This window comes from Fretibacterium sp. (genome assembly GCF_057312375.1).
The window spans coordinates 1-11,360 of record NZ_DBHLDX010000060.1 but is presented as its reverse complement, the minus strand read 5'-3'; the positions used below and the strand labels follow the sequence as shown (position 1 = coordinate 11,360).

Sequence of the window (11,360 nt, the reverse complement as noted above, 5' to 3'; positions counted from 1 at the left end):
GCTGCGGCCCGCAAAACCGTGCGGGCCGCAGCGCTTTTCATCTTCTCGGCAGCCGAAATCCCTAGAGCCGCACGCGCGTCAGCCGCTCCACGCGCTCCTGAATCTCTCCCCGCTTCTCGGCGGGGATGAGCAGGACGAGGTAGTCGCCGCCCATCAGCTTGACGCCGCCGCGGGGGACGATCTCCTCCGCGCCGCGCTTCACCGTGATGATCAGGGAGTCGCCGGGCCATTGAAGGTCCGCGATGGTGCGCCCGTCGGCCTGGCTCAGGGGCTCCACGGCGAACTCCGCCAACATGCTGCGTCGGACGGTGCGGTCGCCCTGGGGCGCGACGGGCAGCAGGCGCTGCAGGCTCTCGTAGACGGGGGTGGAGCGGCAGAGCTCCGCTACGGTGTAGGAGGTCATGGCCACGATGCCCAGGGGCAGCATGAAGGCGAAGGAGCCCGTCATCTCGCTGATCAGGAGGATGCCCGTCAGGGGGGAGCGGACGATGGAGGAGAAGTGCCCCGTCATGGCCATGAGCGTCAGGGTGAGGACGAACTCCGGCTCCAGGACGCCCGCCGCCACGGCCAACTGCCCCATGGCGTTGCCCACGAGGGAGCCCAGGACCAGGAGGGGAAAGAAGATGCCGCCGGGCAGGCCGCTGCCGAAGGCCAGCACCAGCAGGAGGAGTTTCAGCCCGTAGAGCGCGATCAGGCGCTCCGGGACGGGGTTGGCTCCCGTGGGGTAGAAGATCATGGGCTCACCGCTGCCGAAGAGCTCCGGCAGGGCAAGGCAGAGGCCCGCCGTGAGCGCGAAGGGCAGGATGCCCTTCGCGTACCAGGGCAGCCGCAGCCGACCGTAGAGGGCCTTGCCCCACAGGATGCACTTGTTGAAGAACACGCCGCTCAGGCCCGTGGCAGCCCCCAGGAGGAGAAGGAGCCAGTAGTCCCTCAGAGGCAGGAGCTCGTGTCCCGCGACGTGCAGCACCGGCTGAAACCCCATGATGGACGCGCCGACGAAGGCCGACGCGAAGGACGCGGCCGTGGCCCCCACCAGCACGACGCCGGAGAAGCTCTTGTGCAGCTCCTCCATGGCGAAGACCACCCCGGCGATGGGGGCGTTGAAGGCCGCGGCCAGCCCCGCTGCCGCGCCGCTCGATATGAGGAAGTTGCGCGCGCTCAGGGGACGGCGTGCCAGGTCCCCGAACGCCTGCCCTACGGAGGCGCCGATCTGCACGGAGGGCCCTTCCCTCCCCATGGTGAGCCCGCCGCCCAGCGTGAGCAGGCCGCCGATGAACTTGCCGGGCAGCACGCGCCGCCACGGGACCTGAAGCCGGCCCGCGAGCTGTGCCGAAACCTGAGGGATGCCGCTGCCCGAGATGAGCGGGGCGAACTTTGCGCAGAGCCCCGCCGCGGCGCCCATCAGGACCATCAGGCAGAGGTACGGGAACGGTCCCCCCTCCACCGCGGAGCCCAGCAGGGCGCGCAGCCAGCCGTTGACGGCGGAGATGCCCAGGCGGTAGACCGTGATGACGCCTCCGACGACGCTGCCGATGACGAGCCCGTCGATGAGCAGTCGGAGGCGGAAGTGGCTGCGCCCCTGCACCTCCCTGGCGGTCTGGTCCATGCCGCCGCCCCCTAGCGACAGCCGAGCGTCGGGTTCGCGCCGCGGATCTGCCCGGAGCCCCGGACCATGAACTTGACGGACGTCAGCTGTTCGAGGCCCATGGGGCCCCGCGCGTGCAGCTTCTGGGTGCTGATGCCCATCTCCGCGCCGAAGCCGAACACGCCGCCGTCCGTGAAGCGCGTGGAGGCGTTGACGTAGACGGCCGCCGCGTCCACTCCCGCGAGAAACCTCTCGGCGTTCGCGTAGCTGTCCGTGACGATGGCCTCGCTGTGCTTCGTCCCGTAGCGGCGGATGTGCTCCATGGCCTCGTCCAGGCCGCTCACGACGCGGACGGCCAGGATCAGGTCCTCGTACTCCGTCGCCCAGTCCTCCTCCGTGGCCGGCCTGGCGTCGGGCCAGAGGGCCCGGACCTCGGCATCCCCCCGGAGCTCCACGCCCAGTTCCGCCAGCTCCGCCATGGCGCGGGGGATGAAGGCGGGGGCCGCGTCCCGGTGGACCAAAAGCGTTTCCATGGCGTTGCACACGCCAGGACGCTGGGCCTTGGCGTTGACGGCGATGCGGAGCGCCATGTCCAGGTCCGCCGAGGCGTCCACGAAGGTGTGGCAGTTGCCGTCCCCCGTCATGATGCAGGGGACCCGCGCGTTCTCCAGCACGGACTGCTTCAGCCGTCGGCTGCCGCGCGGGATGAGCACGTCCAGCGCCTGGAGCTGCATCAGGGCGATGGAGGCCTCGTGTCCCGGAACCCGCAGGAGCTGAACGGCCGCGCCCGGCAGGCCGCAGGCGGAGGCCGCGTCCTGAAGGGCCAGGGCAATGGCGGCGTTGGACCGGCCCGCCTCACGGCCGCCCCGGAGGATGACGGCGTTGCCGGACTTCAGGCAGAGCCCCGCCGCGTCGGCCGTCACGTTGGGCCGCGCCTCGTAGATGATGCCGATGACGCCCAGGGGCACGCGCACGCGCGTGATCTCGATGCCCCCCTCCGCGCGCCAGCCGCCGGACGCCGTGCCGATGGGGTCCGGCAGGGCCGCGATCTCCTCGAGGCCGCGGGCCATGCCCTCGATGCGCTCCTTGTCGAGGGCCAGCCGGTCCAGCATCGCGTTGGACAGCCCTCCGCTCCGCGCCTCATCCAGGTCCTGGGCGTTCTCCTGGAGGATGTGGCCGCTGCGCTGCCGGAGCAGTGCGGCCATGTTCGTGAGGGCGCGGTTCTTCTGCTCCGTCCCGGCCCCGGCGAGCTCTCGCGCAGCCTCCTGCGCAAGGCGCCCCATCCCGTTCAGGACCTCGTCAATCCTCGCTGTGTCCATGATCTCACGTCCCTTTCGTTAAAGCCGGCCCCTACACCAGCGCCATGTTGTTGCGGTGCACGAGCTCCTCGAAGTCGCAGACCCCCAGGATGCCCGCGATCTCGTTCGACCGGCGGCCCAGTATCCGCCGCGCGTCGTCCGAGGCGTAGCTGCTGATGCCCCGCGCGACCTCCCGGCCCTCCGCGCTGCGGATGGAAACGACGCTGCCGGCGGGGAAGTCCCCCTCCACGCGGAGGACGCCGGAGGGCAGGAGGCTCCCGCCCTGGTGGAGGATGGCGCGCTCCGCTCCGCCGTCCACCGTCACCGTCCCGGCGGGGGCGCTGCCGACGGCCAGCCACTGGCGCCGCGCGGTGTACCCCTCCCGGTGGGGGATGAAGCACGTCCCCAGGTCCTCGCCGTCCGCGATGCGGCGCAGGACGTCCGGCTCGTCGCTCGAGGCGATAACCATGGGGATACCGGCCGCCATGGTGATGCGCGCGGCCCCCAGCTTCGTGGCCATGCCGCCGCTCGACATGTTGCTGCCGCGGGTCGTGGAGTTGGCCTCGATCTCCGGCGTGATGACGCTGACCTCGCGGATGAGGCGCGCGTTCGGGTTGCGCCGGGGGTCGGCGTCGTAGAGTCCCGCGATGTCCGACAGGATGATCAGGAGGTCCGCGTCCGCGTTGCAGGCCACCATGGCCGACAGGCGGTCGTTGTCGCCGAACTTGAGCTCCTCGACGGCCACGGTGTCGTTCTCGTTGACGATGGGGATGACGCCGTACTCCATCAGGGCGAAGAGCGCGTTGCGGGAGTTGTGGTAGCGCTCCGGGTTCGAGAAGCAGTCCCGCGTCAGGAGGAGCTGGGCCACGCTCTGGGAGTACTCGCTGAAGAACTTCTCGTACATCTGCATGAGGATGCCCTGCCCCACGGCGGCCATGGCCTGCTTCTGGGGCAGGCTTTCGGGCATCCGGCCCAGCTTCCCCACCCCTGCGCCCACGGCGCCCGACGTCGTGAGGATGACGCTGCGCCCCGAGTTGTGCAGGTCCGAGAGCTCGCGCACGAGCCGCTCCATTTTTCCGATGTTGATGCGTCCGGTCGGATAGGTGATGGAGCTGGTCCCGACCTTGACGACGATGCGCTTCGAGCCGCGCAGGCTTCCTCGATCCACGTCCTCTGTCCTCCTTCGGGCCGGGACATCCGCGTTTTGCGTATGTCGGCCCCTGCTCCTTCATATGGGGCTTATTGTATAATGAAAATCAGTAAAGTAAAAAGGTCCTGAACGGCGAATTTTCTCGCCGGAAGCTCTTTGCAGGATAGGGAGTGGTCTTACATGCACACGCTCGTTAGCGCTCAATCGTCGTTTTTCCTGATGGTGGATATTCAGGAGCGGCTTCTGCCGGCCATCTCGAACGGGGAGGCCGTGGTCCGGAGTGCCACAAAGCTCCTGACCGCGGCGCGGGAGCTCTCGGTCCCCCTCGTGGTGACGGAGCAGTACCCCAAGGGCATCGGCCCCACGGTGCCGCAGCTCGCGGAACTGATCCCAGCGGGGACCCCCAACCTGACGAAGACCTCCTTCTCCTGCTGCGGCGCGGCGGGGTTCGACGCCGTGGTGACCGCGCTGGGTCGAAACACGGCGGTGATCTTCGGCATCGAAACCCACATCTGCGTCCTTGCGACGGCCATGGACCTCGTGGGCCGGGGGGTGAAGGTCGTCCTGGCCGCGGACGCCTGCGGGAGCCGCGAGGGGACGAACCACGAGCTGGCGCTGGCTGCAGCCAGGAGCTTCGGCGCCCTCGTGGTGCCGGCGGAAACGGTGATCTACCAGATGATGGGCGAGGCCGGAACGCCGCACTTCAAGGCGCTCCTCCCCATCCTCAAGTGAGGCGCGGCGCGATGAAGGCCCTGCGTCGCCCCTTTGCGCTCTGCCTGGCGGCCCTGGCGCTGGCGGCCGTCTCGGCCCAGGCCAGCTACGAGGAGGGGCTTGCGTTTCAGGCCAGCGGGGACGTTCAGGAGGCCTACGCCCAGTGGATGCTCACGTCCGGGGACCCGCGCAGCATGGCCGCCGTCGCGGGGCTCTTTGAGCGCGGCGACGGCGTCAGCCGGGACCTGGACCAGGCCGCGGAGTGGTACCGGCGGGCGGCCGAGAAGGGTAACTGCCGCGCCATGGCGCAGCTGGCGAACTTCTCCCTGTACGGGTTGGGTGGCGAAACCCGGAGTCCCATGGAGTGGCGCGCGGAGCTGGAGAAGGTGCGGGGAAAGGACCCCTACGCGGACTACATGCTGGCCTACTTCTACGCCAACGGACACGGCGGCAGCCGCCGCCTGGAGGACGCCCTGGCGCTCCTGGAGCCCCTGGCGGGCTCCAACTACGCGCCCTTCGTGACGCTCTACCACCAGGTGGCCCGCCGCATCGAGGACCAGAAGGACGGCGTGCTGGACGCGGAGTTCCTGACGGGGGAGATCGCGAAGGGCGAAGTGTCCTTCGACCTCCGCTGGCGGGACAAGCGCCTCGTCGTCAGCGGCTACGTCAACTCCATCAAGCGCCTGCGGGACTACGGCTACGTGCTGAAGCTCTCCGGCCCGAACCTCTCCGTGGTGCCCAGGGACAACCTCCTGGCGGTGTTCTACGCGCCTCTGGTGACGGACCCGCTGACCCGCCTCCGGGGAGGGGACTACGTGAAGATCGACGGGGTCTACGTGGGTCGGCACCCCTTTGAGCTGGAGCCCAGCGCCCTGACGCTCTTTGGCTGCAACCTGCTTCAGGTGACCTCGAACGATGCCGATGTCCCGCGCTGAGAGGCCCCTCGCGGGAGAGGGCGCCCCGGAACCCCGGCGCCCTGTCTCCGATGAGGCGCGCCCCGGCCGCCGGAACCTCCTGATCTTCCTGACGATCCTGGCCTACCTGTACTTTCGCGGCATCGGGGACCACGGGCTGCTGGACCCCATGGAGGGCGTGCACGCCTCCGTGGGGCTCACCATGGCCACCCAGGGCGACCTCCTGCACCCCAGCGTGGGGGAGGCCCCCTACGCCGGGCGCGCCATGGGGACCTGGTGGCTCCACGCGCTGGCCCTGAAGGCCTTTGGGTGGGAGGAGTTCGCCGTGCGCTTCTGGTCCGCCGCCGCGGGGCTGGGCATGGCGCTGGCCGCGGCGCTGGCGTCGAGGGGACGGGGGGCGTGGATCGCCGCCGCGGTTTCCGCCAGCATGGTCATGGGCTTCACCGTGTCCCACCTGGCCTCCTCCCACGCGCTCTACGCCTGCTGCACCGCCATGTCCATGGCCGCCTTCGTCCGCCTTCAGCGCGGCGAGGGGCGTCGCTGGGCGCTCCTGGCCCACGCGGGAGCCCTCGCCGCTTTCGTCGTGCAGGGGCCGGAGGGCCTCCTCCTGCCCTGGATGACCCTGATCCTCCACTCGGCGCTGACGAGCCGCTTCGGCCCCCTGGCCCTGTGCTGGAGGTACTGGCCCGTCGCCCTGATCTCCCTGGCGGGCGTGTCGGGCTACGTCGCCCTGCTGGCGGCGCGGAACCCCATGATCCTGACCCTGATGCTCTACGAGGCGCCTCCCCTGCTCCAGCCGGGGGGGGTGTTGAGCCTGCTCTTCATCCTGGTGAGCATGGTCCCCTGGCCGGGCCTCGTGGTCCGTGCCGCGATGGGCGCCGTGCCCCGCAGCCTGGAGGCCCTGCAGGGAGAGGAGCCCGCCCCCCGTTTCTTCCTGGTGGTCTGGGCCTTTGCCTTCGCCTTCTTCGCCGTCATGATGGGGGACTACCTGTCGATGGCCGCCGCCGTGCCCCCCCTCGCCGCGCTGGTGGGGGACTCGCTCGACGAGTGGATCGCGGAGGGGCGCGTGGGAGAGGTGCAGCGCGCTGTGGCCCTGAACATCGTCATCATCGTGCCCCTCGCGGCGCTCGGCCTGCCGCTGGCCCTCCGCGCCATACCGGGGCTGAGCAGCGCCATGCTCTCGCTGGTGCCGTGGCTCTCCTTCGTCGTGCTCTGCGTCGTCGCCGGCTGGTACTACGCCAGGACGCGGCAGCTCCTGAAGTTCGCCCGTAACGTCAGCGCCGCCGCCCTGCTGTGCCTCATGCCCCTGACGGGGGTCTTCGACCTGCTGGCGGAGGACGGCGCGATCCGGGACGTGGGGCTGGCCCTGCGGGGCTCCGTGCAGCGCGGGGACGTCATCGTGCAGTACGCGGTGAACCGTCCCTCCATGTACTTCTACACCCTTCGAAACTACGCCATGGTGAACGCTCCGCTCGTGCCGGGCCTGACGCGGCAGCGGGGGGCAAGCCTCTCTGACACGGCGCTGCACCTCCTGTGGGAGGACCGCGGCCGCGCGTTCCTGGTGATCCCCCGGAACCAGCAGCTCTCGGCGCCGCTTCCAGGGGATGTCAACGCCCTGATGGAGGACGACGGCATGGTCGTCCTGAGCAACCGCTCCGCCCCTCTCGGGGCGGGATCGCTCAGCGCCCGCTGAGCGCCGTCCGTTGAGAAGGGGGAAGGGTCGTGCTCTTTGACGAGAAAAAGCGGGCATCGCTCCTGAAAAAGTACGAGGCGGAGGGCGAGGACCGGCGGAGGCTGTGCCGCCTCCTGGCCGTGATCTCCCTCTCCGTCACCGCGAAGGAGATCGCGGACACGATGGACAGGACGGACTTCAAACCGACCGGAGGCAGTCGGCCCTGGAAGGTGCGGGACATCGTCCCCATGCTGGACGAGCTGGATCGATCGGGGCTCTTGCGGACCAGGGAGGTCTGGGGCAGGACGCGCTATGCGCTGGACCCCCTGCTGATCGGGCCCCTCTGGCGCGAGGCGACGCTGAGCGGGGAGTGGAAAATCCTTGACCGGGCCGTGGAGGACGTCCTGAAGCTGCGCACCCCCGCCCTCCTTCCGGGGAGGTTCAACGACGAGGCGGAGTGCGTCAGAGCCCTGCGATGGACCGCAACGCTGGAGGACGACGAGTTTTTTTTCAAGGTCTGGGCCAAAATGCTGACCTCGGAAAGCCAGTCGAGGACCCTGAGCTCGGACCATGCCATCGTCGAGGCCTTCGCCAATCCCGTGGACGAGCGGGCCCTTGAGGCCCTCCCTCCCCTCGTCGCGAACCTCGTCTTCTCCGCCCTGCTCTTCCTGACGCTCTCCGACGCAGAGGCCTACCGCCGCTCCGCGTCCGCGCTCTTTCACTACGTGGCCCGCCGGGGCGGGGACTGTCCCCAGCCGCTGAGGCTGCTGTACGCCGAGCGCCTGATCCTGCACGGACGCCTGAAGGAGGCGCGGGCCTTCCTGGACGGGGTGGAGGATGCCTCGTGTGCCTGCCTGTCGGCGCTCCTGGTCCTGTCGGAGGACGGGGACGAGCGGAGGGCCCTGGCCCTGATGGAGGCGGGGCTTGAGGAGCTGCGGCGCCGGGGGGTGCGGCGGCCTTTCTTCGCGTCCTGGGCGGGGATGTTCTACCCCATCCTGCTCATGAAGGCGGGAGCCAGCGGCGCGAAGATCAAGGGCTACCTGACGGGCGTGAAGACCTGGGGGACGTCGGAGTCCTTGAAGCCCCTGCTTCCCATGCTGAAGGCCCTTCTGAAGCTGCCGGGGAAGCGGGAGGACCTTGCCGCGCGCTTCAACCTGAGCGAGGACGGGCTGGCAATCTTTCCGGGGCTGCTCCTGGCGCACTGGCTGCGCCTGGACTCGAAGGAAGCCGCGCCCGCCATCCTGAAGGCGGCGGATTGGCTGGAGGAGAGGGGGCTGACCTTCGTCAGCTCGGAGATTCGGGCGGTGTGGAGGAACGAGGCGCAGCGGCGGGCCGTGCCGCACCCCCTGAGCGACATCCTGGCGACCGGGAACGAGTGGGACCGCCTGCTGGACGCCCTGGAGAACATCGGCGGGCGCAGCGCCCCTGCCGACGCGAGAGGGGCGGACCGCCGCATCCTCTGGGAGGTGGGCTGGACGGTCTACGGCGAGCAGGACAAGGAAGTTGAGGTCCACAGCCTCGTCCCCATCGAGCAGAGCCGGCGCAAGAACGCCTGGAGCAAGGGGCGCCGCATCGCCCTCAAGCGCCTCTCGGAAACGGGGGACTCCATCGCCGGCGTCACGGAACAGGACCTGCGCGCCGCGCGGGCCATCACCCGGATGGAGGGATACTACGGGGTGGAGTACCGCATCGACATCGAGCAGGCGCTGCTGGCCCTCGCAGGGCATCCTTTCCTGATCCGGGAGGACAGGGCGGAGCGCGTGGAGGTCCTGGAGGTGGAGCCGGTCCTCACCGTCCGCCAGGAGGAGGGCGGGTGCAGGCTGCAGCTCACGCCCTACCCCTCCTCCTTTGGCACGGCCTTTCGCGTCGTGCTGGACGGGCCGAACCGCCTTGCGGTGACGCACTTCGCGCGGGAGCACCTCAGGATGGCGAGCCTCGTGGGCGAGGACGGGGTCGTGCTGCCCGACCCGATGCGGGAGAGGCTCATGGAAACCCTTGAGAAGCTGCCTCCGTCCATCGTCGTCCACTCGGACGTCGAGGGCGTGGGCAGCCGGGCGGAGGTGGTGCAGGCGGATGGCCGGATCTGCGTCCAGATCCAGCCGAACGGGGACGGCCTGGAGGTGGAGGCCGTCGTGCGCCCGCTGGGCCCGTCCGGGGCCTCCTGCCGCCCTGAGGCCGGCGGGACGACGTTCTTCGGCTCCCTGGACGGCCGCCGCGTGCAGGCCCTGCGGGACCTGCCGGGGGAGGCAGAGGCGCTGGCCGCCTTCCTCAGGGCCTGCCCTGCCCTGTCCCAGGGGGAGGAAACGCGGGAGGCCCACTGGCTCCTCATGGAGCCTGCCCTGGCGCTGGAGTTTTTGAGCCAGGTGGACGAGTTGGGCGACGCCGTCAGGACGGAGTGGCCGCACGGGCAGAGCATGAAGCTCGTGGGGCGCTCCGTGGAGGGCAGCAGTTTCAAGGCCTCCCTCCGGCGCTCCCAGGACTGGTTCGCCCTGTCGGGCGAGGTCCAGGTCGACGAGGGGATGGTCCTTCAGATGGGGCGGCTCATCAAGGGGCTTCAGGAGGGCTACGGCCGCTTCGTGAACCTGGGGAACGGGGAGTTCCTGCCCCTGGCGGAGGACTTTAAGCGCCGGCTGGAGGCCCTGGTGAAGCTGGGCGACATGCGGGGCGAGGAGGTGCGGCTGCCGCCCCTGGCGGCGGGGCTGGCCGAGGAGCTCCTGGATGGGGCCGCTCAGGTGGACGCGGACCCGGAGTGGCGGGCCGACTGTCGGCGCATCAAGGAGGCCCAGAAGCTCGTGCCCCAGGTGCCCTCCACGCTGCGGGGCGAGCTGCGGGACTACCAGCAGGAGGGCTTTCGCTGGCTCATGCGCCTGGCCCACTGGGGCGCCGGGGCCTGTCTGGCGGACGACATGGGCCTCGGCAAGACGATCCAGACGCTGGCCCTGCTGGTGGCCCGCGGCCCGGAGGGCCCCTCCCTCGTGGTGGCCCCGACCTCCGTCTGCCCCAACTGGGCGGACGAGGCCCGGCGCTTCGCGCCGACCCTGAACGTGAAGGAGCTGAAGCAGGCCGGCCGCGACGAGGTCCTGGCGGGTCTGGCCCCCATGGACCTCCTGGTCCTGAGCTACGGCCTCCTTCAGAGCGAGCGGGTCCGCCTGTCGAAGGTCCCGTGGAACGTCGTCGTGCTGGACGAGGCCCAGGCCATCAAGAACATGGGGGCCAAGCGCTCCCTGGCCGCGATGAAGCTCAACGGCCGATTCCGCGTCGCCACGACGGGGACGCCCATCGAGAACCAGTTGAGCGAGCTGTGGAACATCTTCCGCTTCCTGAACCCAGGTTACCTTGGCTCGGCGGAGAGCTTCAGCCGCCGCTTTGCCGTGCCCATCGAGCGGGACGGGGATCGGGTGGCCCGGCAGCAGCTCCGGCGCATGATCCGCCCCTTCATCCTGCGGCGCACCAAGGACGAGGTCCTGAACGAGCTGCCGGAGAAGACGGAGATCACCTTGACGGTGGACTTGAACGAGAAGGAATGGAGCTTCTACGAGGCGCTGAGGCGGAAGACGCTTGAGGACTTTGCCGCGGGGCCGGAGCCCGCGGAGAAGATCCACGTCTTCGCGGCGCTGATGAAGCTCAGGCGCGCCTGCTGCAACGTGGTCCTGGCGGGCAGCCCTGCGGAGATGCCCTCGGCGAAGCTGGAGGCCTTCGCGGACCTGTTGGGCGAGGTGCGCGGCGGCGGGCACAAGGCCCTGGTCTTCAGCCAGTTCGTCGATCACCTGGCCATCCTGCGGGACTGGCTGACGGAGCGGGGGATCCCCTTCCAGTACCTCGACGGCGCGACACCCCCGGAGGACCGGAGGCGGCGCGTGGCGGCCTTCCAGGCGGGGGAGGGCGACTGCTTCCTCATCAGCCTGAGGGCCGGCGGGACGGGGCTGAACCTGACGGCGGCGGACTGCGTCATCCACATGGACCCCTGGTGGAACCCCGCCGTGGAGGAGCAGGCCTCCGACCGCGCCCACCGCATCGGACAGACCCGGCC

7 protein-coding genes are annotated in these 11,360 nt (G+C 69.9%); 4 read left to right on the top strand and 3 right to left on the bottom strand.

Going from position 1 to position 11,360, the window contains the following annotated elements; translation table 11 throughout:
• Positions 1–61: 61 nt before the first annotated feature.
• From ACO41U_RS08430 to proB, 3 genes are read right to left on the bottom strand one after another with little or no spacing between them, the layout of a single operon-like run.
• The gene (locus tag ACO41U_RS08430; RefSeq protein ID WP_485943128.1) at positions 62–1,606 is read right to left on the bottom strand and encodes a ClC family H(+)/Cl(-) exchange transporter; all 1,545 of its coding nucleotides are present in this window, start codon (positions 1,604–1,606) and stop codon (positions 62–64) included.
• 11 nt (positions 1,607–1,617) lie between these two features.
• Positions 1,618–2,904: a glutamate-5-semialdehyde dehydrogenase gene (locus tag ACO41U_RS08425; RefSeq protein ID WP_485943126.1), complete on the bottom strand. Its 1,287-nt coding sequence runs from the start codon at positions 2,902–2,904 to the stop codon at positions 1,618–1,620.
• Positions 2,905–2,935: 31 nt separating this feature from the next.
• Positions 2,936–4,051: a glutamate 5-kinase gene (proB, locus tag ACO41U_RS08420; protein WP_485943124.1), complete on the bottom strand. Its 1,116-nt coding sequence runs from the start codon at positions 4,049–4,051 to the stop codon at positions 2,936–2,938.
• Between the two features lie 162 nt (positions 4,052–4,213).
• Here proB and ACO41U_RS08415 point away from each other — a divergent pair, with 162 nt between their 5' ends.
• The 4 genes from ACO41U_RS08415 to ACO41U_RS08400 form a co-directional block, all read left to right on the top strand.
• On the top strand, positions 4,214–4,765 hold the full coding sequence (locus ACO41U_RS08415) for an isochorismatase family protein (RefSeq protein WP_298781799.1): 552 nt from the start codon (positions 4,214–4,216) through the stop codon (positions 4,763–4,765).
• Positions 4,766–4,776: 11 nt separating this feature from the next.
• Complete coding sequence (locus tag ACO41U_RS08410; protein ID WP_485943121.1) at positions 4,777–5,679, top strand: tetratricopeptide repeat protein; 903 nt, start codon at positions 4,777–4,779, stop codon at positions 5,677–5,679.
• A complete protein-coding gene (locus tag ACO41U_RS08405; RefSeq protein ID WP_485943119.1) occupies positions 5,660–7,351 on the top strand; it encodes an ArnT family glycosyltransferase in 1,692 nt (563 codons plus the stop codon). Before ACO41U_RS08410 ends, ACO41U_RS08405 begins: the two co-directional genes overlap by 20 nt.
• A 29-nt stretch (positions 7,352–7,380) precedes the next feature.
• On the top strand, positions 7,381–11,360 hold a 3,980-nt coding region (locus ACO41U_RS08400; protein WP_485943117.1), incomplete at its 3' end, for a DEAD/DEAH box helicase.

Bases quoted from the DNA above. Each gene is read 5' to 3' on its own strand.
- ACO41U_RS08430 (WP_485943128.1), bottom strand. From the start codon at position 1,606: ATGGACCAGACCGCCAGGGAGGTGCAGGGGCGCAGCCACTTCCGCCTC.
- ACO41U_RS08425 (WP_485943126.1), bottom strand. From the start codon at position 2,904: ATGGACACAGCGAGGATTGACGAGGTCCTGAACGGGATGGGGCGCCTT.
- ACO41U_RS08415 (WP_298781799.1), top strand. From the start codon at position 4,214: ATGCACACGCTCGTTAGCGCTCAATCGTCGTTTTTCCTGATGGTGGAT.
- ACO41U_RS08410 (WP_485943121.1), top strand. From the start codon at position 4,777: ATGAAGGCCCTGCGTCGCCCCTTTGCGCTCTGCCTGGCGGCCCTGGCG.
- ACO41U_RS08405 (WP_485943119.1), top strand. From the start codon at position 5,660: ATGCCGATGTCCCGCGCTGAGAGGCCCCTCGCGGGAGAGGGCGCCCCG.